Annotated in this window: 22 protein-coding genes; 6 read left to right on the top strand and 16 right to left on the bottom strand. The window is 71.3% G+C overall.

The window, feature by feature from the left end; translation table 11 throughout:
* Positions 1 to 2: 2 nt before the first annotated feature.
* The 4 genes from BUE30_RS02425 to msrA all read right to left on the bottom strand — a co-directional run bounded on the left by BUE30_RS02425 (position 3) and on the right by msrA (position 4,163).
* Complete coding sequence (locus BUE30_RS02425) at positions 3 to 1,259, bottom strand: ABC transporter substrate-binding protein (RefSeq protein ID WP_073326246.1); 1,257 nt, start codon at positions 1,257 to 1,259, stop codon at positions 3 to 5.
* Positions 1,260 to 1,385: 126 nt separating this feature from the next.
* Positions 1,386 to 2,507 carry a LacI family DNA-binding transcriptional regulator gene (locus BUE30_RS02420; RefSeq protein ID WP_073326245.1) on the bottom strand — a complete coding sequence of 374 codons (1,122 nt, stop codon included), beginning with the start codon at positions 2,505 to 2,507 and terminating at the stop codon, positions 1,386 to 1,388.
* Positions 2,508 to 2,557: 50 nt separating this feature from the next.
* Positions 2,558 to 3,478, bottom strand: a complete 921-nt coding sequence (locus BUE30_RS02415; protein ID WP_073326244.1) for an alpha/beta hydrolase — start codon at positions 3,476 to 3,478, stop codon at positions 2,558 to 2,560.
* Between the two features lie 178 nt (positions 3,479 to 3,656).
* Complete coding sequence (msrA, locus tag BUE30_RS02410; RefSeq protein ID WP_073326243.1) at positions 3,657 to 4,163, bottom strand: peptide-methionine (S)-S-oxide reductase MsrA; 507 nt, start codon at positions 4,161 to 4,163, stop codon at positions 3,657 to 3,659.
* A gap of 182 nt (positions 4,164 to 4,345) precedes the next feature.
* Between msrA and BUE30_RS18145 the strand changes: the two genes are divergently transcribed.
* Complete coding sequence (locus tag BUE30_RS18145; RefSeq protein WP_073326242.1) at positions 4,346 to 6,523, top strand: OmpA family protein; 2,178 nt, start codon at positions 4,346 to 4,348, stop codon at positions 6,521 to 6,523.
* Between the two features lie 549 nt (positions 6,524 to 7,072).
* Here the strand turns inward: BUE30_RS18145 and infC are convergent.
* Positions 7,073 to 7,585, bottom strand: coding sequence for a translation initiation factor IF-3 (gene infC, locus BUE30_RS02400; protein WP_244526249.1), 513 nt, complete (start codon positions 7,583 to 7,585; stop codon positions 7,073 to 7,075).
* Between the two features lie 218 nt (positions 7,586 to 7,803).
* Between infC and BUE30_RS02395 the strand changes: the two genes are divergently transcribed.
* A complete protein-coding gene (locus BUE30_RS02395) occupies positions 7,804 to 8,337 on the top strand; it encodes a hypothetical protein (protein ID WP_073326240.1) in 534 nt (177 codons plus the stop codon).
* A 52-nt stretch (positions 8,338 to 8,389) separates the two neighbouring features.
* Here BUE30_RS02395 and BUE30_RS02390 read toward each other — a convergent pair whose 3' ends face one another.
* The 6 genes from BUE30_RS02390 to cysG all read right to left on the bottom strand — a co-directional run bounded on the left by BUE30_RS02390 (position 8,390) and on the right by cysG (position 14,069).
* Positions 8,390 to 9,226 (bottom strand): ferredoxin--NADP reductase, encoded by an 837-nt coding sequence (locus tag BUE30_RS02390; RefSeq protein ID WP_073326239.1) that lies wholly within the window; start codon positions 9,224 to 9,226, stop codon positions 8,390 to 8,392.
* A 115-nt stretch (positions 9,227 to 9,341) separates the two neighbouring features.
* On the bottom strand, positions 9,342 to 9,758 hold the full coding sequence (locus BUE30_RS02385; RefSeq protein WP_073326238.1) for a DUF934 domain-containing protein: 417 nt from the start codon (positions 9,756 to 9,758) through the stop codon (positions 9,342 to 9,344).
* 89 nt (positions 9,759 to 9,847) lie between these two features.
* Positions 9,848 to 10,570, bottom strand: a complete 723-nt coding sequence (locus tag BUE30_RS02380; protein ID WP_073326237.1) for a phosphoadenylyl-sulfate reductase — start codon at positions 10,568 to 10,570, stop codon at positions 9,848 to 9,850.
* Positions 10,560 to 12,242 (bottom strand): nitrite/sulfite reductase, encoded by a 1,683-nt coding sequence (locus BUE30_RS02375; protein ID WP_073326236.1) that lies wholly within the window; start codon positions 12,240 to 12,242, stop codon positions 10,560 to 10,562. The genes BUE30_RS02380 and BUE30_RS02375 overlap by 11 nt, the downstream gene beginning before the upstream one ends.
* A 127-nt stretch (positions 12,243 to 12,369) precedes the next feature.
* Positions 12,370 to 12,672, bottom strand: coding sequence for a DUF2849 domain-containing protein (locus BUE30_RS02370; protein WP_073326235.1), 303 nt, complete (start codon positions 12,670 to 12,672; stop codon positions 12,370 to 12,372).
* A complete protein-coding gene (gene cysG, locus BUE30_RS02365) occupies positions 12,669 to 14,069 on the bottom strand; it encodes a siroheme synthase CysG (RefSeq protein ID WP_073326234.1) in 1,401 nt (466 codons plus the stop codon). The genes BUE30_RS02370 and cysG overlap by 4 nt, the downstream gene beginning before the upstream one ends.
* A 137-nt stretch (positions 14,070 to 14,206) precedes the next feature.
* On the opposite strand from cysG, the gene BUE30_RS02360 reads away from it, so the two are divergent.
* Entirely contained in the window at positions 14,207 to 14,668 is a 462-nt protein-coding gene (locus BUE30_RS02360) for an Lrp/AsnC family transcriptional regulator (RefSeq protein ID WP_073326233.1), read from the top strand.
* A 3-nt stretch (positions 14,669 to 14,671) separates the two neighbouring features.
* On the opposite strand, the gene BUE30_RS02355 is transcribed toward BUE30_RS02360, so the two are convergent.
* Both BUE30_RS02355 and BUE30_RS02350 read right to left on the bottom strand, forming a co-directional pair.
* Positions 14,672 to 15,307 (bottom strand): hypothetical protein, encoded by a 636-nt coding sequence (locus BUE30_RS02355; RefSeq protein WP_073326232.1) that lies wholly within the window; start codon positions 15,305 to 15,307, stop codon positions 14,672 to 14,674.
* Entirely contained in the window at positions 15,304 to 16,938 is a 1,635-nt protein-coding gene (locus BUE30_RS02350; protein ID WP_073326231.1) for a DEAD/DEAH box helicase, read from the bottom strand. Before BUE30_RS02350 ends, BUE30_RS02355 begins: the two co-directional genes overlap by 4 nt.
* Positions 16,939 to 17,259: 321 nt before the next feature.
* Between BUE30_RS02350 and BUE30_RS02345 the strand changes: the two genes are divergently transcribed.
* Positions 17,260 to 17,691, top strand: a complete 432-nt coding sequence (locus BUE30_RS02345) for an OsmC family protein (protein WP_073326230.1) — start codon at positions 17,260 to 17,262, stop codon at positions 17,689 to 17,691.
* Between the two features lie 99 nt (positions 17,692 to 17,790).
* Here the strand turns inward: BUE30_RS02345 and BUE30_RS02340 are convergent, their stop codons facing one another.
* From BUE30_RS02340 to BUE30_RS02330, 3 genes are all read right to left on the bottom strand, one after another.
* Complete coding sequence (locus BUE30_RS02340; RefSeq protein WP_244526248.1) at positions 17,791 to 18,327, bottom strand: hypothetical protein; 537 nt, start codon at positions 18,325 to 18,327, stop codon at positions 17,791 to 17,793.
* 76 nt (positions 18,328 to 18,403) lie between these two features.
* Positions 18,404 to 18,844: a hypothetical protein gene (locus BUE30_RS02335; protein ID WP_073326228.1), complete on the bottom strand. Its 441-nt coding sequence runs from the start codon at positions 18,842 to 18,844 to the stop codon at positions 18,404 to 18,406.
* A gap of 172 nt (positions 18,845 to 19,016) precedes the next feature.
* Positions 19,017 to 20,753: a trypsin-like peptidase domain-containing protein gene (locus tag BUE30_RS02330; RefSeq protein ID WP_073326227.1), complete on the bottom strand. Its 1,737-nt coding sequence runs from the start codon at positions 20,751 to 20,753 to the stop codon at positions 19,017 to 19,019.
* A 515-nt stretch (positions 20,754 to 21,268) separates the two neighbouring features.
* Between BUE30_RS02330 and BUE30_RS02325 the strand changes: the two genes are divergently transcribed.
* Together BUE30_RS02325 and BUE30_RS02320 are read left to right on the top strand one after the other, a co-directional pair.
* Positions 21,269 to 22,195 carry a glycine--tRNA ligase subunit alpha gene (locus BUE30_RS02325; protein ID WP_073326226.1) on the top strand — a complete coding sequence of 309 codons (927 nt, stop codon included), beginning with the start codon at positions 21,269 to 21,271 and terminating at the stop codon, positions 22,193 to 22,195.
* Positions 22,192 to 22,719, top strand: a complete 528-nt coding sequence (locus tag BUE30_RS02320; protein ID WP_073326225.1) for a DUF6446 family protein — start codon at positions 22,192 to 22,194, stop codon at positions 22,717 to 22,719. Before BUE30_RS02325 ends, BUE30_RS02320 begins: the two co-directional genes overlap by 4 nt.
* The last annotated feature ends 32 nt before the right edge of the window (positions 22,720 to 22,751 follow it).

Raw genomic sequence — 22,751 nt, 5'->3', positions numbered from 1 at the left:
CGTCACTGCGTGAGCACTGCCGCTTCGGCCGCGATGGAGGAGATCGCCTCGTCGAGATCGGCCCCGTCCGCGATGGCGGGGATGTTCGACGCGATGGCCGAGCGCACCTCGTAGGTGAAGATGCCGTAATCGACCGCCGGCACCTGGCCGAGCCAGCTGGAGAAGTCCTGCCAGACTTCCTGCCCGCCGAAATACGCGTCGGCCTCCTGATAGGCATCGCCCTCGCGCGAGGCGAGGAGGGAGCCGACGGCGCCCTGGTCGACGAGGATCTGGTTGTAGAACTCCACGTCGCTGCCCCAGACCGAGGTCAGGAAGTCGAAGGCCAGCTCCTTGTCGTCGGAGGAGGCGAGCACGTACCAGCTCGACCCGCCGAGGTTCGAGTAGTTGGTGCCGTTCTCGGCCTCGGCCACGCGCGGGATCGGCGCGACGGCCCATTGCCCGGACATGTCGGCGGCCTTGATCGTGCCGGTGATCCAGACGCCCGACACGGTCGAGGCGACATCGCCCGCGAGGCTGGCCTGATAATCGGCCCAGGAATTGACCTGCGTCCACATGTCGGACTGCAGGATTTCCTGATAGTCGGCCATCGCCGCGCGGAAGTCGGGGTTGCCCTCGATGTTGAGGCTGCCGTCCTCGTTGAAGAACCAGCTGCCCGTCGATTGCAGCATGACGACGAAGAGGCCGGGATCGTTGATGTCGAGCGAGATCATGGGCGTGCCGGTCGCTTCGGTCACGGCCTCGCCGATCTCGATGAACTCGTCCCAGGTGAGATCCTGCATGTCCTCGGCGGTGTAGCCCGCCTCCTCGATCAGGTCGGACCGGTAGAAGAGGCCGGTGACGCCGCTGTCGAAGGGCATCGCGTAGGTCTCGCCGTCGACCGAGGCGAGCGCGACCTTGTAGTCGGCGAAGCCGCTGTAATCGATCACGTCGGTGAGCGGCTCGAAGGCGCCCGGGAAGGACAGCAGGAACTTCTGCGCCGAGTAATCCTCGATCAGGACGATGTCGGGCAGGCCGTCCATCGTGCCGGCGGCGAGCTGGGTCTGCAGCTTCTGCTCGATCTCCTCGCGGGCGAATTCCTGGTAGTCGAGCGTGAAGTCGGGGTTGCCCATCTCCTGGTAGGCGGCGGCCGCCGCTTCCATCGCGGCGCCGTTGAAGTTGGGGTCCCATGCCCAGACGGTCAGCTCCTGCGCCGCTGCGGCCCCGGCGACGAGGCCGAGCGCGGTGGACGCGATGAGGGTACGCCGGAATGCGGTCGTCATGGTGATATCTCCTCCCATTGGACGGGGGTCCGTCTCCCGGTGGGCCCCCTGTCGAATCGGAGCCTAGCGCCGAGGGGGCGAGTCGATCAACGATTTAGTAAAGTTTACCCCGCGCGCCGCGGATGTTTACTCGGCGGCCTGGCCGGCGGCCGGACCGGTAGCGCGGCCCGCCGCCGGTCCGTCGGTCCGGTCGCGCGGCGCCCTTGCCGGGGCGGCCGACCGCGTGCTGGACCGCCACGCGATCTTGGTCTCGATCTTGACCTGGCGGGCCAGGTCGCGCCCGGACATCCGTTCGGCCAGCAGATCCACGGCCTGGACCCCGATCGCCTCGGCCGGCAGGCGGACCGTCGTCAGCGGCGGCGACAGGAAGCGCGCGGCCGAGATGTCGTTGAAGCTGGCCAGCGCGACATCGCCGGGGATCTTCAGCCCGCGCTCCTGAATCGCGCGGTAGGCGCCCATCGCCATCGTGTCGTTGCTGACCACGATCGCGTCGGGCGGGCGGGGCAGGGACAGGAACGCGCCCGTCACGTCGTGCCCGCTCTGCTCGCTGTTGACGCCGATGCGCAGCAGGTCCGGGTCGAAGGCGCCGCGCCCCTCGGCCCAGGCCCGGTAGGCGCGGGCCCGCGCCTCGGGCGTGGTCGCATCGGTGTCCTCGGCCCAGCCGGCAAAGGCGATGCGTCGGTAGCCGAGCCCTTCGAGCCCGGTCAGCAGCTTGGTCGCGGCGAGCTCCAGATCGGAGGCGACGCAGTCGACATCGTCGCCGGGCGGCGCCCAGTCGACGAAGACGAGGTTGGGGTGCCGCGCGCGCAGGACCGCGATCTCCTCGTCCGGGTGCCGGCCGATCACGATCACGCCCTTGGCCTCGCGCGGGATCCGGGCGGGGCTGTCGTCCTCGCCGCGGTAGATCTTGGTCACTTCCAGCTGCAGCGCGGCGCAGCGCGTCTCGATGCCGAGGCGCATGGCGACGAAATAGGGATCGGCGAGTTCCGAGCGCGGGCCCCGGAAATGCAGCAGCGCGATCCGCTTCAGGCCCGTGGGGGCGACGGCGCGCGGCCGCCGCCGGCGCGGCTCGTAGTTCATCGCCTCGGCCGTCTCGATCACGGACTGGCGCGTCGCCTCGCTGACCGAGAGGGCCGGGTCGAAGTTCAGGACACGGCTGACGGTGGCGACGGATACGCCGACCCGGTCCGCGATATTGCGGAGCGTCACCGGGCCGCGTCGGCCCTCCGTATCCTTGCGCGGCGGCATGGGGGACTCTGTGGCATGCGGGGCGCGGACAGCGCAACGCCCATGGGCGCTCAGCCCGGCGCGGCGTGGCCGAGATGCGCGCCGAGGAAGGCGATGGCCCGGTCCATGATCCCGCCGTCCCGGTCGGCCGGAGCCGCCCCCCAGAAGCAGTGATCGGCCCCGGGAACGAGGTCCAGGATCGTGTCGTGCCCGGCTTCCTTCAGCGCCGCGTGCAGCGCCTCCGCCTGGGAATGGGGCACGATGCGGTCGGCATCCCCGTGCTGGTGGAGGAAGGGCGGGGCCGCCGCGCCGACGGTGCGGACCGGCGAGGCGGCCTCCAACGCTGTCCGATTGGCGGCGCGGGGGCCGCCGATCAGCGCCTCCTCCATCCGCGGCGCGCCGTCCGGCGGCGGCTCGCGTCGCTCGCCGATCGACCACAGATCGGTGACGCCGTACCAGTTCACCGCTGCCGCGACGCGGGTCGAGCCGCCGGTCTCGCCCACCGCGCCCTCCATCTCCGGGTCGTCGCCGGTCAGCGCGACCATCGCGGCGAGGTGGCCGCCGGCGCTCTCGCCCATCACCGCCACCCGCCGGGGATCGACGCCGAACGTGTCGGCCCGCGCCCGCAGCCAGCGGATCGCCGCCTTGCAATCGTGGAGGGGGACGGGCCAGGTCGCCTCGCCCGACAGCCGGTACGAGATCCGGGCCACGGCGAAGCCCGCCGCGTGAAGCCGTCCCGGCGCGTCGATGCGGCGGAGCGTCGGGTTGTCGTATTTCGGCGTGCCGATCCGCCAGCCGCCCCCGTGGATGTAGACGACGAGCGGGCGGGCCGCCGCCCCCTCCGGCACCCGCAGATCCAGCATCAGCGGCCGCGCCCCGTCCGGCCGCGCGTAGACGAGATGCGGCCAGTAGGTCCCGCCCCGCGGGTCGGGAAAGCGCTCGTCGATCAGGCGCTCGGGTTCCTGGGCGAGGTCGGTCTCGAACGTGTCCATCGCGGCATCCTCCTGCGCAAACAGGCTGCCCGGAGGGGACGCGGGGGACAAGGGGGGGAGGAAGGGGGGGCAGGCCATCCGGGGCCCGCCGGAGCGGGGGGGCAGGGGGCGGAAAAGCCGCCCCCTTGCCGCGACCGCCGGGACGGGACCGCCCCGGCGGATCCGTCCCGGCCCGCCTCTACTCGGCCGCTTCGCGACGCGGCAGCACCCAGTCGGGGCGGGGGAAGTGGCAGGTATACCCGTTGGGGATCCGCTCGAGGTAATCCTGGTGCTCGGGCTCGGCCTCCCAGAAATCGCCGACAGGCTCCACCTCGGTCACGACCTTGCCCGGCCAGAGGCCCGAGGCGTTCACGTCGGCGATCGTCTCTTCGGCGACGCGCTTCTGTTCGTCGCCCACGTAGTAGATGGCCGAACGGTAGGACATACCCCGGTCGTTGCCCTGCCGGTTCGGCGTGGTCGGGTCATGGATCTGGAAGAAGAATTCCAGCAACCGGCGATAGCTGATCCGCTCGGGATCGTAGAGGATCTCGATCCCCTCGGCATGGGTGCCGTGGTTCCGGTAGGTCGCGTTCGGAACGTCGCCCCCCGTATAGCCGACGCGGGTCCTCTCGACCCCCGGCAGCTTGCGGATCAGGTCCTGCATTCCCCAGAAGCAGCCCCCGGCGAGAACGGCGCGGTCTGTCATGTCTCGTACTCCCTGTAGCAGGCGGGCCGCGTCGCGACCCTTCTCCCCGGATGTAGGGAGAAACGACCCGGGTTTCAAAACCGGCGCGCCTGTCCTCGGGGCATCCGGCGGAGCCAAACCTTCCCGCTGCGCGTTCGGTTTTCCGACTGGGAGCACGGATCCGTTCCGAAGGAATGACATCGATGATGAAGACGCTGATGAAATCGACCGCGGCCCTCGCGTTGGCGGTCACGACACCCATACCGGCCTTCGCGCAGGAAAGCGCCCCTTCCGGCGACGCACCCGTCTGTTCGCTGGAGGTGTTCGAACTGCCCTGCGCGCTTCCGCAGGGCGATGTCCTCGAGGATCTGGACGATGTGCGCGCCCTGCTCCAGGAGGAGGGGATCGCGTCCCCCGACGACGTGATCGCCACGATCGTCGCCAACGAGGGCACCGTCCCGGAGGACATGCGGGACATGCTCGCCGGCATTCTCTCGACAGACGGCGAACCCGGAACCACCGACGAGGTCCCGGCCGATACCGCCGGGACTCCTGCCGAGGACGAGGCGCCGGAACAGACGGCCGATGCGCCGGATGATACGGCCGATGCCCCGGTCGAGGATGTCGCGCCCGCCCCGGAAGAGACGGCCGATGCCCCGGTCGAGGATGTCGCCCCCGCCCCGGAAGAGACGGCTGACGCCCCGGTCGAGGATCCCGCGCCCGCCTCGGAAGAGACGGCTGACGCCCCGGTCGAGGATGTCGCGCCCGCCCCGGAAGAGACGGCCGATGCCCCGGTCGAGGATCCCGCGCCTGCTCCGGAAGAGACGGCCGATGCCCCGGTCGAGGATCCCGCGCCTGCTCCGGAAGAAGCGGCTGACGCTCCGGTCGAGGATGTCGCGCCCGCCCCGGAAGAGACGGCCCAAGCGCCCGCCGAGAACGGCGAGCTGACGGAGGAGGATATCCAGCAGGCTCTCGAGGATCAGGCCGCGGCAGACGATGGGACGACGGCCCCCGAAACGGAAACCCCCGAGGGTGAGACCGCTTCGGCCGAAGATGCGGTGACGGATATCGAAGAGGATACCACGGCCGAGACATCGACCCCGCCGGAAGGGACGGATGTCGCGGAACCCGGAGAAGGCGAACCGGCCGCGGACCTTCCGACCTGCTCGATCGACTCGCCGACGGTGCCTTGTGTGCTCGCCGACGGAACCGTGGTCGAGGACTACCCCGCCTTCCGCGACTTCGCGCGTGCCGAGACCGACGGGCAGGCCGCGGAGGTGCTCGAACAGCTGCGCGAGGAGCTGGGGCTGCCGGCCGAGACCGATACCCCGTCCGCCGCCGCGGCCGCAGGCGCGGCGGATGCCCCGGCCGAGGCCGAGGTCGAGACCGAGACGGTCGAAGCCGAGGACGTGCGCACCGCCGAAGAGGATTTCGACACCGCCGCGAACGAGGACGTCACGGACGACGCAGAGGCCGGAGACGATGACGACGGCGGAATGTCGAACTTCCAGCGCGCGCTGCTGGTCGGCCTCGGCGCGGTCGCCGTCGGCGCGGTACTGAACAACGGCAACCGCGTCGTCTCGAACACCGGCGACCGGGTCGTGCTCGACACCGATCGGGGCCTCCGCGTGCTCAAGAACGACGACGTGCTGCTGCGGCAGGCGGGATCGGACGTGCGGACCGAGACCTTCGACGACGGGTCCACCCGGAGTTTCATCACGCGCGAGGATGGCAGCCAGGTCGTGACGATCCGCGCGGCCGACGGCACGGTGCTGCGCCGGACGCTGATCGCGGTGGACGGGACCGAGTACCAGCTCTTCGACGACACGGTCGAGGTGCAGCCGGTCGAGGTTTCCGCCCTACCCGCCGCGCCCCAGCAGGAGGCGCAGGCCCAGCTGTCCACGTCGGACGAGCAGGCGATCCGCAACGCGCTGCTCGCCCGTCTGGCGGTACAGCCCGACCGGACCTTCAGCCTCGCCCAGATCCGCGAATACAAGCAGGTCCGCGCACTGGCGCCCGACGTCGCGCTCGACAACCTGACCTTCGCGACCGGCTCGGCCGCGATCGATCCGGCGCAGGCCGACGCGCTGGTCGGCCTCGGCCAGGCCATCGCCTCGATCATCGACCAGGATCCGACCCAGGTCTTCCTCGTCGAGGGGCATACCGACACGGTGGGCGACGCGGCCTACAACCTGAACCTGTCCGACCGCCGGGCCGAGACCGTGGCCCTCGCCCTGACCCAGTTCTTCGGCATCCCGCCCGAGAACCTGATCACGCAGGGCTACGGCGAGAGCGATCTGCTCGTTCCGCAAGAGGGCGACATCCGCGAGAACCGGCGCGCTTCGGTCCGCAACATCACCGAGCTCCTGCGCGGCGCCTGACGCTCGGCACGGGCCCGGAATGGAAGGGGGCGGCCCGTCCGCCCCCTTTTGTCTTGCCGGGGGGGGGGACTGGGAGGGACGCAGCCCCGGGCCCGTTCCCCTGGCCGCCGACAGTGGGGAAGCCGGGTCTGCGAGGGACCCCGACGGCGCGCCGGCCATCGGATCCGGCCGGTGCCGTCGGTCGGCATCCCTCGGTGCGAAATGCGGCGCTGCGCGTTGATCATCTCTCGCCCGCGGGCCCGGCCCATCGCGGTGGGGTCGCAGGCGGACCGGTCGATGCCGAGACTCCCGGCGGCAGGTCGGCGAAGCGATGACGGGCCCCGGCATGGGGCGTGATCCTGGATGTATCCGAAGCGCCGCCCTTCCCGGATCCGCATCCGTCCCACGGATCCCGGGACGCCACGACGCAGGGCAGGCGGCGCCAGCGTCGGAGGGGGGCGGATCGACCGCCGCCACACTCCCGGGATCCGCGGACCGGCCCGACCCCTTGAGAACGAAACAGGCCGCCTCGAAGGGCGGCCCGCGGGTCGTGGGGGTGATGGACGCGCGTTACTTCTGCGGGCCGATCATCATCACCATCTGACGCCCTTCCATCTTGGGCATGTTCTCGACCTTGCCGAGCTCGCTCACATCCTCGGCCACGCGCTCCAGCAGGTTGCGGCCCAGATCCTGGTGCGCCATCTCGCGGCCCCGGAAGCGGAGCGTCACCTTCACCTTGTCGCCATTCTCGAGGAACTTGTACACGTTCTTCATCTTGACGTCGTAGTCATGGGTATCGGTGTTCGGCCGGAACTTGACCTCCTTGATCTCCATGACCTTCTGGTTCTTGCGTGCCTCGGCCTCCTTCTTCTGGGTCTCGTACTTGTACTTGCCGTAATCCATGATCTTGCACACGGGCGGCTTCGCGTTGGGCGAGATCTCCACGAGGTCGAGGCCGAGCTGCTCGGCGGCCGCCAGCGCCTTGTCCGGCGACACGACGCCGACATTCTGTCCGTCGGGGCCGATCAGGCGGATTTCGGTGGCGCGAACGCGGTCGTTGACCCGGGGGCCGGTGTCGCGCACCGGCGGGGCGTTGTGAGGTCTGCGGGCTATGGCGTGAATCCTTTCGTGCCATGGATGGTCAGGCGTGAAAAATAGGCGCGATCGGGCTTTTCTTCAAGCGGGATACGACGCATCAGGCGCTGGAAAAGGGGCGCGGGCGGCCGGATCCGGGCCGCACCCTCCCCGGACCGATACCCGGGCCCGCGCCATGCCGGCCCTCCAAGGCAAAGGACATTCCCATGCGTTCCGTCATCCTCGCCCTCGTCGCCGTCCTGATCGCCCTCGCCGGGTGGTGGGTCTGGGCCTCCGGCTCGGCGGATGTCGAACAGGCCGGCACCCAGGCCGCCGAGGATGTCGCCACGGCGGCGGAGGTGGTCGGCGACACCGCCGAAACGACGGGCGAGGCGGTGCTGGACGCAGCAGGGGACGAGGCGGCCGGAGCGGCGGCGGCGGACGGATCCGCCGGGGAGGAAGGACCAGTCGCGGCGAACGTGACCGCCCCCGACGCCCCCTCCGACGTCGACAGCGCGGCGACCGAGGAAGTGGGCGCTGCGCCCGACGCGGCCGAGGTGGGCCCCATCGCCCGCATGACCCCGCAGGAGGCGGTCCGTCCGGGCAATTTCGACGCGGCCGAGCTGATCGCGCTGGTGCGCGAGAGCGATCTCGATGCCGAAGCGCAGGCCGACCTGATCGGCCGCATCGAGGGGGCGGAGCAGAATGCCGCCCTCCAGGAGGCGGTCCAGCAGGATATCCGCGCCGCGCTGGAGATCTGAGTCCACCGGGCGGAGGGACGGGGCGGGGCCGGGGCCCCGCCGCCGGACCGGATCAGACGCCTTCGCCGACGAAGGCCTTCTCGATGACGAATTCCGCCGGCTCGGAATTGGCGCCCTCGCGCAGGCCGGCCCCTTCGAGCAGCGCCTTGATGTCGAGGTTGAAGGCGAGGCTGCCGCAGACCATTCCCCGGTCGACCGCCGGGTCGAGCGGCGGCACGCCGAGATCGGAGAAGACCTCGCCGCTCTCGATCAGATGGGTGATCCGGCCCATCTTCGGGCTCTGCTCGCGGGTGGTGGTCGGGTAGTAGCGCAGCTTGGCGAGGTTGTCCGCGCCCAGCAGCTCGCCCAGCATCTCGTCCGATTTCACCGCCTCGACGATCTCGCGGGAATAGGTCAGCTCGGCCACGTCGCGGCAGGTATGCGTCACGATGATCTCGTCGAACTTCTCGAAGGTCTCGGGATCGCGGATCAGCGAGGCGAAGGGCGCGAACCCCGTCCCGGTCGAGAACAGCCACAGCCGCCTGCCCGGCAGCAGCGCGTCATGGACCAGCGTGCCCACGGGCTTGGGCCGCAGGATGATCTGGTCCCCCGGCTGGACGTGCTGCAGCCGCGAGGTGAGCGGGCCGTCCGGCACCTTGATCGAGTAGAATTCGAGCTCGTCGTCCCAGGAGGGGGACGCGATGGAATAGGCCCGCAGCAGGGGCCGGCCGTTGTCGCCCATCAGCCCGATCATCACGAACTCGCCCGAGCGGAAGCGCAGCGAGGGCGGGCGCGTGCAGCGGAAGGCGAAGAGGCGGTCGGTATAGTGGCGCACCTCGGTGACGGTCTGCGCGTCGGGCAGGATCACCTTCTGGGCGGAAGTCTCGGTCACGGGGCGTTGCTCTGTCATGTCTGGTTGCGCGGCCCCGGCGGGGCCGGCCCTTCTCTAGTCGGTCGGGGGATCGGGCGAAAGGTCGGGCGACTCCGCCCCCGGGGGGCGGAGTGTCGTGCCGGACCGGGCGGGGTCAGGCCGAGGCGCGCAGCCGCGACTGGTAGTCGTGGGCCTGCCAGTCGGCGCGGGCGCGCCATTGCGCCTCGGGCTGGCGGGCGGCGAGGTCGTCCGGGATCTCCACCTCGTCGAAGCCCGACCGCCGCGCCATCGCGTACTGGTCGGCGATGACATGGCCATGGGCGCGCAGCCGTCCGGCGAAGCCGGCGAGCCGCAGGAGGCGGGCCAGGGTGAAGCCGCGCCCGTCGGAGAAGCTCGGAAAGTCGATCCGGACCGCGCCGGCCTCGGTCAGCTCCGCCAGCCGGGCCGGCGGCGTATCGGAGGCGAGGTCGATCCCCATCGCGGCGGGGTCGCCCTCGATCTCGTCCAGCGGGACGAAGCCCGCCTCCCATGTGTCGGGGCCGAAGCCCGCGTCGGTGACGATCACGCTCATCTCGGTCTCCTCGGGGGGGCGGCTTTCGCCCCTTCGCAGGGATTGGGTATATCCGGATCCGGCCGGCTGGGCCGGGACCGGCGGTCGGGTCAGCCGCGCACCATCCGGCCGTTCTCGAAATGGATGCCGCATTCCTGCTTCTCCTCGCCGCGCCAGCGGCCGGCGCGGGCATCCTCGCCGGGCTTCACGCGGCTGGTGCAGGGGGCGCAGCCGATCGAGGGATAGCCCTGCGCGACCAGCGGGTGCCGGGGCAAGCGGTTCTCGGCGATGTAGTCGGCCACGTCGCCGGTCGACCAGTGGGCGAGGGGGTTCACCTTGATCCGCCCGTCCGCCGCCTCGAAGAATTCCAGCGCCGTCCGCTGGCCCCCCTGGTAGCGCTTGCGCCCCGTGATCCATGCGTCGAAGCCGGACAGCGCGCCCGCCAGCGGCTCGACCTTGCGCAGCGTGCAGCAGGCATCCTTGTCGTGCTGGTGCAGCAGGTTCTCGTTGTCGCGCGCGAACAGCGCCTCGCGGCCCGGGCGGATGATCCGCAGGTCGCTCAGGTTGAGGCGCTCGGCGAGCTCCTGCTGGTAGACCAGCGTCTCGGCGAAGAGCATCCGCGTGTCGATGAAGATCACCGGCACCGAACGATCGACCATCGCCACGAGATGCAGCAGCGCGACCGATTCCGCCCCAAAGGACGAGACCAGCGCGATCTGCCCCACATCGGCGTCGCGCAGCGCGTGCTCCAGCACCGCGGTCGCGCCGTGATGCCGGTAGCGCGCGTTCAGCGCGGCGGCCCGGGTCTCGGCCGTTGTGGCGTCAAGCGGCATCGGCCCGGTCCTTCTTGGCGTCCTCGTCGGCCGCGTAGAGCGCGGCCTTGAACGGTGCCGCCCCGACCCGGCGATAGGCGTCGAGGAACGTCTCCTCGCGGCCCTGCCGCAGGTCGAGATAGGCGAAGACGATGCGCTCGATGGCGCCCGTGATCTCTTCCGCGCCGAAACCCCGGCCGGTCTTCTCGCCGATCGTCGCATCCTCGGCCCCCGACCCGCCGAGCGTGATCTGGTAGGTCTCCACCCCGCCGCGGTCGAGGCCGAGGATGCCGATATGGCCGACATGGTGGTGGCCGCAGGCATTGATGCAGCCCGAGATCTTGATCTTGAGCGGGCCCACCTCGTGCTCGATCTTCAGCGCCTCGAACCGCTCGGCGATCTCCTGCGCGATGGGGATCGACCGCGCCGTGGCGAGGGCGCAGTAATCCATGCCCGGGCAGGCGATGATGTCCGAGACGAGGCCGATATTCGCGGTGGCGAGATCGGCCGCCTTCAGCGCGGCATGGACCTGCGGCAGGTCGTCCAGCGCGACATGCGGAAGGATGACGTTCTGCTCGTGGCTGATGCGGATCTCGTCATGGCCGTAGCGCTCGGCCAGCTCCGCGATGACCCGCATCTGCTCGGCGCTGGCATCCCCGGGCGTCGCGCCGTGCTTCTTGAGGCTGATCGACACGATGGCGTGGCCGGCCGCCCGGTGCGGCGTCAGGTTCGTGTCGGCCCAGGCGCGGAAGACCGGGTCGGCGTCCCGCGCCGCGTCGTAGGCGCCGGTGCCGCGGGGGGGCAGGGCGGGGGGCGCGAACTGGGCGCGGATCCCCTCCAGCAGGTCCATCGCGGTGCCGTCGAAGGCGGCCTTCACCGTCTCGAACCGCTCCTCCACGAGGCGCGAGATCTCGTCGACGCCGTGCTCGTGCACGGTGATCTTGATCCGCGCCTTGTACTTGTTGTCGCGCCGGCCGAGCAGGTTCCAGACCGAGACGATGGCCTCGCAATAGGGCAGCAGATCCTCGACGGGGAGGAAGTCCCGCAGCACCTTGCCGATCATCGGTGTCCGGCCGAGGCCGCCGCCCACGATCACCTCGAAGCCCGTCTCGCCCCCGCGCCGCACCATCCGCAGCCCGATATCGTGGGCGCGGGTCACGGCGCGGTCATGCTCGGCACCGGTCACGGCGATCTTGAACTTGCGGGGCAGGAACTGGAACTCGGGATGGTCGGTCGACCATTGCCGCAGCAGCTCGGCATAGGGGCGCGGATCGTCGATCTCGTCCGCCGCGGCGCCGGCGAAATGGTCCGCCGTCACGTTGCGGATCGTGTTCCCGCTGGTCTGGATCGCATGCATCTCGACATCCGCAAGCGCGTCGAGGATGTCGGGGACATGCCGAAGCTCGGGCCAGTTGTACTGGATGTTCTGGCGCGTGGTGAAATGGCCGTAGCCCTTGTCCCAGCGCTCGGCGATCATGGCGAGCTGCCGCATCTGGCGCGCGTTCAGCGTGCCGTAGGGAATGGCGACCCGCAGCATGTAGGCGTGCAGCTGCAGGTAGAGGCCGTTCATCAGCCGCAGCGGCTTGAACTCGTCCTCGGTCAGCGAGCCGTCGATCCGCCGCTCCACCTGGCCGCGGAACTGCGCGACGCGGGTGCGGACGAAGGCCTCGTCGAAGTCGGAATACTGGTACATGGCGTCTCGTGCCTTTCTCTCGCGGGTCGCTCCCGGTGCGCCCCGCCCCGGACCTGATCCGGGGCCCTGCGGCGGCCGTGGCGCGTCGTTCGTCGGGGCCCCGGCGCGGGGCCGGGGCTTGTGTCACTCAGGCGCGTTCGACCTGCTTGCCATGGGCATAGTTGGACGGGCCGCGAGTGCGGAATTCCTCGCGGAAATGGACCGGCTCGGGGCCGTTCTCGCCCTCTCTCGCATCGGCGAGATAGGGGCCGACCACCTCGCCGGCGCGGGCCTGCGCGTCGAGAAGACGGATCTGGGCGTGGGCCTCGTCCTCGATCAGCTCGGCCTCGGCCATGACCTTGGTCCAGCGGTCGTCCTCGGTCAGCCAGACGGCGTCGCCTTCCAGCAGGGAATTGGCGGTGACGACCTTGGGGGTGAAGGCGCGGCTCATCTGGCGATCCTTTCGAGGGGGTGGTCGGCGGCGAGGGCGAGGGCCGCCCGCGGGGCGAGGCCGAGGAGGATGAGGGCGGGGCCGGTCAGGCCCGCCTCGGTCAGGTCCGGCTCCAGCCGGGAGAGCGTGGTCGACAGGATCCGCTGATCGGGGCGCGAGGCGTTCTCGATCACGCTGACCGGGGTCGCGGGATCGGCCCCGTGCATCATCAGCCGGCCCTGGACGTAGCGGGCGGCGCGCTTGCCCATGTAGATGGCCGCGACCTCGCCCGGCCGGGCGAGCGCCTGCCAGTCGTGCTCGGCGAAGCCCTGCACGTCGTGGCCGGTCAGGAAGCGCACGCCCGCGTTCCGGCCGCGCCGGGTAAGGCTCTGCCCGATGCCGGCGACGGCGGCGGAGGCGGCGGTGATGCCGGGGACGATGGTGAAGTCGACGCCGGCCGCCTCGCAGGCCGCGATCTCCTCGTCGAGACGGCCGAAGATCGTGGGATCGCCCGATTTCAGGCGCACGACCTGCCGGCCCTTCCTCGCGTGATCCGCGATCGTGGCGTCGATCTCGGCCTGCGGGACCGAGGGGCCGAATCCCTCCTTCCCGGCATCGATCATCACCGCCTCGCGCCGGGCGAGTTCCAGGATCGGCGGGGCGACCAGCCGGTCGAAGATGACGACATCGGCCTCGTCCAGCGCGCGGCGCGCCTTCATCGTCAGCAGGTCGGGATCGCCCGGACCGGCGCCGACGAACCAGACATGGCCCGGCGCGCGGCCGCCCATCACCACCGCGTCGAGCGTGTCGGACAGCGCGCGCTCCACCGCCGCCTCGCCGCCCCGCGCCAGAGCCTCGGGGCCTGCGCGGTCGTAGTAGCGCGCCCAGAAGTCGCGGCGCTGCGCGCCGTGCGGCAGGGCCTCGGCCGCCTTGCGGAAGGCGCGGCCCATCCGGGCCAGCAGGCCGAGCGACGCGGGCAGGCGGCTTTCGAGATCGGCCTTGATCCGGCGGGCGAGGACCGGGGCCGCGCCCTCGGTCCCGATGGCGACGACGACGGGGTCGCGGTCGACGATGGCCGGGGTGATGAACTGGCTCGCCTCGAGATTGTCGACCACGTTGACCAGCGCCCCCGCGTGCCGTCCGATCCGGGCCGTGCGCGCATCGGCTTCGTCGTCGTCCGCGGCCGCGTAGACCAGCGCGGCGCAGACCGCGTCTCCCTCGTCGATGTCGCGCCGGACGAGGGTCAGTTTCCCCTCGTCCGCGAGTCGCTCCAGCGCAGGGGCGGGATCGGCGGCGAAGACGGTGACGCGGGCCTCGGTCTTGAGGATCAGGCGCAGCTTGGCCAGCGCGGTCTCGCCGCCACCGGCGAGCACCACGCGGCGCCCGCGCAGGTCGAGGAAGAGGGGAAAGTGGCGCATGTCACGGCTCCGCGTCGGTTGGGGCAGATATAGAACGGACGTCCCTTGCCAGTCACCGGGGGGCGGGAGATAAGGAACATGTGTTCGCGCTCGTCGAAACGGCGGGCCGCATGTTCCGGAAAACGGGGAAACGTGGAATGGCCGACCGTATCGACGCGCTGGACCGGAAGATCCTCGTCGAACTGCAGACCGACGCCTCGCGCTCGCTGGACGAGATCGCCAAGGCGGTGGGCTCGTCCAAGACGCCGGTCTGGACCCGGATCCGCAAGATGCGCGAGGCGGGGATCATCGGCCGGCAGATCGTCGAACTCGACGCCGAGAAGCTGGGATTCGAGGCGACCTTCTTCGTCCTGATCCGCACGTCCGAGCACGAGGCCGCCTGGCAGGCCCGCTTCCTCTCGGCGCTGAAATCCCGCCCCGAGGTGCAGGAGGCGCACCGGCTGGCGGGCGACATCGACTACATCCTGAAGGTCCGGGTGGCGAATGCGCGCGCCTACGACGTGTTCTACCAGGCGCTCATCTCGGAGGTGCGGGTGCAGAGCGTGACCGCGCTGCTCTCGATGGAGGAGATCAAGTCGACCGCGGCGCTGCCGCTCTGACCCTCATTCCTCGGCGCAGAGATAGAGCGCCCCGCCCGTGGCCACGACGGTCGTGGCGGCGGCGCCCAGCGCGATCGGGTTGGACATGACCAGCGAGCCCAGCGTGCTGCCCCCCTGGTTGAGGATCGCGCCCAGCAGCCCCGTCTGACCGGAGAGGAGGAGCGCGCCCGACAGCCGGTCCTCGCCCGTCACGCCCTCGACCGGGTCGCCCGCGACGACGGAGCGGGCTGCATCGGTCAGGGCCAGCACGTCCTCGGCGGCGAGGTTGATCCGCTCGCAGACCGTGCGGCGGCAGGTCCCGTCGGAGGACCGCTCGCCCGGGACCAGCTGGTAGCCCTCTCCCCCCGCCGCGTCCGGCGCGAGGCAGAGCGTGGCGGCCTGGTCAGCGCCCAGCCCCTCGACGGCGGCCATGAAGGCGATGGTCGTCTCGCCGTCGCAGGGCGGGGCGCGGCGGTTCAGCGGATCGCGGACGAATTCCCGCGTCGCCGCGCCGAACCGGCCGAGCAGCGAGCTTTCCGGCCGGTCCACCACGTCCTCGGCGATCAGCACCTCGGCGCCGTTGATCATCGCGCGGCAGTCCTGCGCCGCCACGGGGGCGGCGAGCAGGGTGAGGAGGATTGCCGCGCCGATCCGCCTCATTCCGAGCGGCGCTCGGCGAAGCTCTGCGCGATGAAGGCGGGCACGTCGTCGCCCATGCCGACGACCTGCGGCTCGTTCCGGCCCTGCCGGTCGCCGCGGCCCCCGCGATCCCCGCGCGAGCGATCGCCCCGGGCTCCTTCGGTCCGGTCCTTCGCCGGCTGGTCGCGGCCTGCCTGATCGCGGTCTTCCTGATCCCGGGGCGTCCGATCCCGGTTGGCCTGTTCGCGACCGGGCCGGTCGCCGCGTCGATTGCGGCGGGGCCGATCCTCGCGCGGGGCGTCCTGCAGCGCCTCGTCCCGGCGGTCCCGGATGTCGTCGCCCAGATCGTCCTGCGCGTTTTCCTCTTCGGCCGCCACCTGCTGCGGGGTGTCCTCGTCCATGCGGGACCGGCTGCGGCGCGAGCGGGTGCGGCGCGGCCGGTCGCCCTGGCTGTCGTCCCGGCCCGTCTCGGCCGCCTCGGATTCGCCGGACGGCGCAGCTCCGGCATTAGGCAGCTCGATCCGCGGGATCTGCTTCTCGAGCAGCGCCTCGACCTGGTCGAGATACTTCTCGTCGCGCGGCTGGCAGATGGTGAAGGCCTTGCCCGACCGCCCGGCCCGGCCGGTGCGGCCGATCCGGTGGACGTAATCCTCGGCATGGCTCGGCACGTCGAAGTTGATGACGTGGCTCACCGCGGGGATGTCGAGCCCGCGCGCCGCCACGTCCGAGGCGATGAGCAGCCGGATCGTTCCCTCGCGGAACCCGTCGAGCGTGCGCGTCCGCTGCGACTGGTCGAGATCGCCGTGGATCGGGGCCGCGTTGTAGCCGTTCTTCGTCAGGCTCTTGGCGACGATGTCGACCTCGGACTTGCGGTTGCAGAAGATGATGGCGTTGGTCAGCGCCTCGCCCTCGCGGTCGATCAGGGCCCGCAGGAGCGCGCGCTTCTCGCTCGCCTCGCGGTCCTTGCGGCTGCCCTTGAAGATGACCACGCCCTGCGCGATCGTCTCGGACGCGGTGGCCTGCCGGGCCACCTCGATCCGGGCGGGATCCTTGAGGAAGGTGCGGGTGATGCGCTCGATCTCGGGGGCCATCGTGGCCGAGAAGAACAGCGTCTGATAGCTCTTGGTCAGCAGGCCGAAGATGCGCTCGATATCGGGGATGAACCCCATGTCGAGCATCCGGTCGGCCTCGTCCACGACCATGATCTCGATGCCGGTCAGCAGCAGCTTGCCCCGCTCGAAATGGTCGAGCAGGCGGCCCGGCGTCGCGATCAGCACGTCGACGCCCTTGTCGATCAGAGTGTCCTGCTCCTTGAAGCTGACGCCGCCGATCAGCAGCGCCTTCGTCAGCTTCACGTTCTTGGAATAGGTGTCGAAGTTCTCGGCCACCTGCGCGGCCAGTTCGCGCGTGGGGCACAGCACCAGGCTGCGGGGCATCCGGGCCCGGGCGCGGCCGCGCGCGAGCTTGTGGATCATCGGCAGCGTGAAGGACGCGGTCTTGCCGGTGCCGGTCTGGGCGATGCCCAGCACGTCGCGCCCGGCCAGCGCCTCGGGGATCGCGCCCGCCTGGATCGGGGTCGGCGTCTCGTAGCCGGCTTCGGTGACGGCGCGCAGCACCTTGGGGTCGAGGTTCAGGTCGGTAAATTGGGTCATCGGGCCTCTTTCGGCGTCGGATGGGGGATGCGGCATTGCTCTTGGCCGCTTTCACCTTGACGCGGCCCGAGGCGCGCCGGCCGGATTGCGGGCGCACCATCTGGCGTCGCCCTCTATGCCCTTTCTGCCCTTTCGTCAACAAACGGGGACGTCATCGCAGGCGCGGAACCCGCCGCGTGACAGGGGCGTAGTTCCGGCAATGGGGGCCCGGCAGGCCGGCGCCTCCGTCCCGCCTTCCCGGACGATCGGTTTGACCCCCGCGCCTTCGGATGACAGGCGGGCCCGATACGAACGCCTCTATCAAGCAAAGGAGGGCACATCATGGCTATCGAGAAATTCGGCTCGGCGCACTGGTCCGGCGGCATCAAGACGGGCGGCGGCCACGTCACCACCCAGACCAAGTCGATCCTGCAGCACCCCTACGGCTTCAACGCCCGGTTCGAGGGCGGCCCCGGCACCAACCCCGAAGAGCTGGTCGGAACCGCGCATGCCGCCTGCTTCGCGATGGCGCTGTCCGGCAATCTCGAGGGCGAGGACCTGAAGGCGGACAGCATCGACGCCAAGTCCACCATCACGCTCGAGAAGGACGGTGACGGCTTCACCGTCACCAAGGCGCATGTCGAGGTGGAGGCCAAGGTGCCCGGCGCGAGCGAGGAGCAGTTCCAGAAGATCGCGAAGACCACCGAAGAGACCTGCCCGATCTCCAAGCTCCTGAACTGCGAGATCACGATGGACGCCAAGCTGGTCGGCTGACCGGCGCAGGCGATCTGCAAGGAGGGGCGCGTGCCGGGGACGGCCGCGCCCCTTCTGCCGTCCGGGGGCCTGCCCGGACCCATCGCCCGTCGCCGCGCCCTACCGGATCACCTGCGGGACATAGCCCGCGCGCAGGACCCGCACCGCGGGCTCGGGCGTCAGGACCGTGACGCGGCCGGTGGGCCGGGGTTGCGGCGCGGCGTAGCCGCCGGGGGCGAAGGGCAGGGCCGCGCCCTCCCACAGCAGCGCGGGGCCGCCGGGCAGCGACAGGAAGGTCCCGTCCGGCAGATCGGCCGTCTCCGCCTCCCACCGCCGCATGCGGCGGGCGCCGGGATGGGCCCGGGCCGCGTGCAGGATCGCGTCCATGTCGGGCGCGGTGGGCGCGGTGCCAAAGGCATCGGCCCAGGCCGCGCGCCAGGCCAGATGATCCGCGCGCCGGCATTCGGCGCAGGGCCGGTGCCCCGCGGCGAGCGCGACCGCCTCGTCGTGGAAGAAGAGCTCGGTATAGGCCCCCGGCGCCATCAGCCTTCGCCGGCGCCCCCCGAAATCCAGCCGGCAGGCGATCCAGGCCCGGTGCCGCCAGAGCGCTGGCCCCATCCGCCCCTCCGCATCGTGGAGGATGCCGCGATTGCCCATGAGCCCGCCGCGCGCGGGATGCGCGACGATCTCGCCCGTGGGCAGGACGCGGTTGCGGCGGGGCGTGACCCGGCCCTCAGGAGCCCGAGAGGCGCGCGCCTTCCAGCACGGCCGCCTGCCAGGTCTCGGGGTCGGTGACGGCGCGCAGGTCGCCCGTCACGGTGATCCGCGCGCCCTCCTCGATGCCGGTCGCCGCGTCGGCGAGCAGCACCTGCAGGGCGCCGGGATGGTCCGGGCTGCCGCAGAACGGGCAGAGCCCCATGTCCGAGACCAGCATCAGCTCGCGCACCGTGCCGTCCATGTCCGTGTAGGGCATCGCGTAGCCGGTGATCGAGACGTTCTCGACCCCGCCGAGCAGCGCGTCGGGAAAGGTCTTGCGGACCTCGTAGCTCGTGTCGGTGACGATCTCGTCGACGGTCACCCCCTCGATCAGCGCCCAGAGGTCGGTCTCGGCGACGGCCGGCATCGCGGCGGGAACGAGGGCGGAGGCGAGGGCGAGGCGGCTGACGGACGGCATGGGGCGATCTCCGGATGTCGTGGCGTGGCCCCCGTCTTCTGCGGGGGAAACGGGGGGCGCGCAACGCGAAGGACCGCGCCCCGGCGAAGCCCCGCCGATCCGGGGCCCGTCCGGGCAAGCGGCGCGGCCGGGGAAGGGGCCGGCAGCCCCCGCCCGGGCCGGCGGGCCCGCCCTATTCCCAGCAGCTCACCGAGACCGCGAATTCCGCCGCCCGGCGCGTCAGCTGCTCGTGCGTCGCGGTCGCGCCGCCCGTCGCGGTGGCGAGGCTGACGCCCGTGCCCTCCAGGTCGGCGAGGATCGCGTCGGTTTCGTAGACGAAATGCACGCCCTCGGGCATCTGGCGGCCCCCTGCGTCGCTGTCCGCCAGCAGCAGGCCGAGCAGCGCGCCGGTCGGGTCGATCACTGCACCCCCGGCATCGCCCTCGCTGATCGTCGCCTCGATCCGCTTGATGTCCTCCTCGCCCTCGAGGCCGCGGATATCCTCGAGCGTGCCGAAGGTCAGGGCGGGCGCGGCGATCACGCCGCCGAAGGGGAACCCGGCGATCGCCACTTCCGAGCCGATGCGCGGCACGCCGGTCTGGAACGTCGCCGTCCCGCCGGGCGCCATCGAGATCCCGGGCTCCAGCAGGGCGAGCCGGTCGGTCTGCCGGCTGACGCGGGCGGGGATGTCGCCGTCGATCGTGACCGACCCGCAGCCCGCCACCGCCTCGGCGATGGTCAGCACGCGGCCCGCCGCGTCGACGAAGACGCCCGAGCGGGTCCGCAGCGGCTGGCGGATCTCCAGCCCCGACACGAGGTCGATCGCCTGGTCCTCGCCCGCCGACGCGGCCGAGGGGTCGAGCCGGCCGGGCAGGATCTCGAAGCTGGGAATCATGTTCTGAAGGATCCGCGTGCGCCGCTCCTCGTCGCCGGCGGGCCAGACGAGCATCCAGCCCTTGATCGTGTCGCCGTCGAGGACGACTTCGGTCCGGCTGACGATGTCGCGGTTCTGCCCGGTGATGGTGAAGCCGTCGGCGCGGCGCTCGCGCTCGCCCTCCTCGGGCACGATCTCGAGCGATTGCAGGATCTCGTAGAGACCGTAGAGCGTGTCCTGGTTCCCGGGCTGGCTGATCAGCAGCACCATCGCGCCCGGCACGTCGCCCGTGCCGTCGTAGCGGGCGAAGGGAGGGGAGAGCTCGGTATACTCGACCGCGCCCGTCGGCATGGCCAGGGCGATGCCGGCCTGCCGGTTCACCACGCGGGCGATGTCCATGCCGTCGAGCACGGAATTGTAGTCCTCGATCAGCTCGGCCCGCTGGGCCGTCGTGAGCACGCCCGTCGTCTCGTAGCCCCTGGCCTGCTGCCAGGCGGCCATCGAGCCGCGGGTGCCGCGGCCGAAGAGGCCGTCGATCGTGCCCTCGTAGACGCCGGCCCATTGCAGCGCGATCTGCAGGAACTGCTTCTCCTCGCGCGACAGGGCCGCCTCGGCGGCCTGCGCCTCGGCCAGGGTCTCCTGCGGCTCGGGCTCGGGCTCGGGCTCGACCGGGGACTCGGCGGCCGGGGCGGGGGCCGCTGCCGCGGGGGCGGCGGGCTGGGCCGAAGGCACGCCGCCGGCCGGCCAGAACCGGTCGCCATAGGCAGAGGATTCGACGATGAAGGCGTCGCGCGGGATCGCGCCGGACGAGAGCAGCCGGGCCCGCACGCTGCCCGCCTCGGCCTGTTCGAAGGGCCCCAGCGCGACCGCGTACCAGCCGGAGGACAGGGTGAAGCCCGCCACCTCGGGCAGCCGCGCGGCATAGGCGCGGGCGCGGTCCTGCGCCTCGGACAGGGTCGGCTGCGCCTCGACCTGCACCCAGTAATCCTGCGCCCAGGCACCCCCGGCGGCGGCGAGCCAGCCGGTCAGGGCCAGGCCTGTCAATGTCGTCTTCATCTGTCGCCTCTATCCGTCACCGTCGCGCTTCGCGCGACCCCATCCGTTGCTGTCGCCCCCGCGCGGCGCCGCCCCTTGCGCGGCACGGGATCCCGTCGGGGATCGACCTTAGCGACCGGGCCGCCGGGCGCATCCCGAATCGCCGCGCCCCCCGGCGCGTTTCATGCAAAGCGTTGCATGGCTCCGACAGGATGGACGGCCCCGGCCCGCGGGCGGGGCAGGGAGACGGGCCGGAGCATCGGCAGGGGCCGAGGCACCCGGCCTCCCTCCACGCGCGGCAAAGGGCGGTGAGCCGGCCCCGACCGAGCCACACGGGGGACGGGGCCGGGCGCGAGGGGCGGCCCCGGGGTCCTGTGCGCCCACCCCCCGGCAGGGTGGTCCGCGCGGCGGGCGCTGTCGGCCGCCTCCGACCCCGCCCGCGGGCGGGGCAAGGCGCCGCGTTGACCGCCCGGGGGGCGGGGGCTATCGACGCGGCGATGCCGGCAGACCCGCCTGCGCCGACCCGGAGACACGCCATGGCCGACACGCCCCGTTCCTTCCAGGAGATCATCCTGCGGCTGCAGGCCTACTGGGCCGGCCAGGGCTGCGCCGTGCTGCAGCCCTACGACATGGAGGTCGGGGCCGGCACCTTCCATCCGGCGACCACGCTGCGCTCGCTCGGCGCGCGGCCCTGGGCGGCGGCCTATGTCCAGCCCTCGCGCCGCCCCACGGACGGGCGCTACGGCGAGAACCCCAACCGGCTGCAGCATTACTACCAGTACCAGGTCATCATCAAACCGAGCCCGCCGGACCTGCAGGAGCTCTATCTCGGCAGCCTCGCGGCGATCGGCATCGACGCCGCCCTGCACGACATCCGCTTCGTCGAGGACGACTGGGAAAGCCCCACGCTCGGCGCCTGGGGCCTGGGATGGGAGGTCTGGTGCGACGGGATGGAGGTGAGCCAGTTCACCTATTTCCAGCAGGTCGGCGGCCATGACTGCGCCCCGGTCTCGGGTGAGCTCACCTACGGGCTGGAGCGGCTGGCGATGTACGTCCTCGGCGTCGATCACGTCATGGACATGCCGTTCAACGATCCGGATGCGCCGATCCCGCTGACCTATGGCGACGTCTTCCGCCAGACGGAGGAGGAATATTCCCGCCACAACTTCGACGCGGCCAGCACCGACGCGCTGCTGCGCCATTTCGAGGATGCCGAGGCCGAATGCGCGCGCCTCCTGGCCGTTCCGGCGACAGACCCCCGGACGGGCAAGCGCATCGTCATGGCCCATCCCGCCTACGACCAGTGCATCAAGGCCAGTCACCTCTTCAACCTGCTCGACGCGCGCGGCGTGATCTCGGTCACCGAGCGGCAGGCCTATATCGGCCGGGTCCGCGCGCTGGCGAAGATGTGCGCCGACGCCTTCGTGACCACCGCCGCCGCCGGGGCGACGGAGGCGGCATGACCGCCCGCCTCGCCGTCATCATGATCGTCGTCGCCTCGCTCCTCGTCGGGGGCGGGCTCTACTACGCTCAGGTCTACGCCTATTACGACGAGGTGAGCCTCGCGGAGGCGGGCGGCGTGACCGCCCTCGACCGCGTGACGGGCGAGCCGCGCGAGATCGCGGTCTCCGGCTTCCAGGGCATCGACAGCGACAGCTCGCCGATCCGGTTCCGCGCCTGCTTCGACACCGGCATCCGCGCGGACGACCTCGCCTGGGCGGTGCCGGCGGAGGATGCGGTGCCCCTGATCGCGCCGGGCTGGTTCGACTGCTTCGACGCCGAGGAGATCGGCCCCGCGCTCGAGGCAGGGCAGGCCCAGGCCTGGATCGCGCGGCGCAACGCCCCCTACGGGATCGACCGGATCCTGGCCCTGGCGCCGGACGGGCGGGGCTGGATGTGGACCCAGATCAACGAATGCGGCACCGCCGTCTTCGACGGCGAGCTGCCCCCCGAAGGCTGCCCCGAGGCGCCCGAGGAATTCCGCTAGCGGAACGGGGCGCGCCCGCGTCGCGTTGGGCC

The organism is Wenxinia saemankumensis, assembly GCF_900141735.1.
Classification (GTDB): Bacteria; Pseudomonadota; Alphaproteobacteria; order Rhodobacterales; family Rhodobacteraceae; genus Wenxinia; species Wenxinia saemankumensis.
Note: the sequence above shows the minus strand (reverse complement) of the source record. Positions and strands in the feature narration are given on the sequence as shown.

Coding starts and splice junctions, on each gene's coding strand:
- BUE30_RS02425 (WP_073326246.1), bottom strand. CDS start 1,259: ATGACGACCGCATTCCGGCGTACCCTCATCGCGTCCACCGCGCTCGGC.
- BUE30_RS02420 (WP_073326245.1), bottom strand. CDS start 2,507: ATGCCGCCGCGCAAGGATACGGAGGGCCGACGCGGCCCGGTGACGCTC.
- BUE30_RS02415 (WP_073326244.1), bottom strand. CDS start 3,478: ATGGACACGTTCGAGACCGACCTCGCCCAGGAACCCGAGCGCCTGATC.
- msrA (WP_073326243.1), bottom strand. CDS start 4,163: ATGACAGACCGCGCCGTTCTCGCCGGGGGCTGCTTCTGGGGAATGCAG.
- BUE30_RS18145 (WP_073326242.1), top strand. CDS start 4,346: ATGATGAAGACGCTGATGAAATCGACCGCGGCCCTCGCGTTGGCGGTC.
- BUE30_RS02395 (WP_073326240.1), top strand. CDS start 7,804: ATGCGTTCCGTCATCCTCGCCCTCGTCGCCGTCCTGATCGCCCTCGCC.
- BUE30_RS02390 (WP_073326239.1), bottom strand. CDS start 9,226: ATGACAGAGCAACGCCCCGTGACCGAGACTTCCGCCCAGAAGGTGATC.
- BUE30_RS02385 (WP_073326238.1), bottom strand. CDS start 9,758: ATGAGCGTGATCGTCACCGACGCGGGCTTCGGCCCCGACACATGGGAG.
- BUE30_RS02380 (WP_073326237.1), bottom strand. CDS start 10,570: ATGCCGCTTGACGCCACAACGGCCGAGACCCGGGCCGCCGCGCTGAAC.
- BUE30_RS02375 (WP_073326236.1), bottom strand. CDS start 12,242: ATGTACCAGTATTCCGACTTCGACGAGGCCTTCGTCCGCACCCGCGTC.
- BUE30_RS02370 (WP_073326235.1), bottom strand. CDS start 12,672: ATGAGCCGCGCCTTCACCCCCAAGGTCGTCACCGCCAATTCCCTGCTG.
- cysG (WP_073326234.1), bottom strand. CDS start 14,069: ATGCGCCACTTTCCCCTCTTCCTCGACCTGCGCGGGCGCCGCGTGGTG.
- BUE30_RS02360 (WP_073326233.1), top strand. CDS start 14,207: ATGGCCGACCGTATCGACGCGCTGGACCGGAAGATCCTCGTCGAACTG.
- BUE30_RS02355 (WP_073326232.1), bottom strand. CDS start 15,307: ATGAGGCGGATCGGCGCGGCAATCCTCCTCACCCTGCTCGCCGCCCCC.
- BUE30_RS02350 (WP_073326231.1), bottom strand. CDS start 16,938: ATGACCCAATTTACCGACCTGAACCTCGACCCCAAGGTGCTGCGCGCC.
- BUE30_RS02345 (WP_073326230.1), top strand. CDS start 17,260: ATGGCTATCGAGAAATTCGGCTCGGCGCACTGGTCCGGCGGCATCAAG.
- BUE30_RS02340 (WP_244526248.1), bottom strand. CDS start 18,327: ATGGGCAATCGCGGCATCCTCCACGATGCGGAGGGGCGGATGGGGCCA.
- BUE30_RS02335 (WP_073326228.1), bottom strand. CDS start 18,844: ATGCCGTCCGTCAGCCGCCTCGCCCTCGCCTCCGCCCTCGTTCCCGCC.
- BUE30_RS02330 (WP_073326227.1), bottom strand. CDS start 20,753: ATGAAGACGACATTGACAGGCCTGGCCCTGACCGGCTGGCTCGCCGCC.
- BUE30_RS02325 (WP_073326226.1), top strand. CDS start 21,269: ATGGCCGACACGCCCCGTTCCTTCCAGGAGATCATCCTGCGGCTGCAG.
- BUE30_RS02320 (WP_073326225.1), top strand. CDS start 22,192: ATGACCGCCCGCCTCGCCGTCATCATGATCGTCGTCGCCTCGCTCCTC.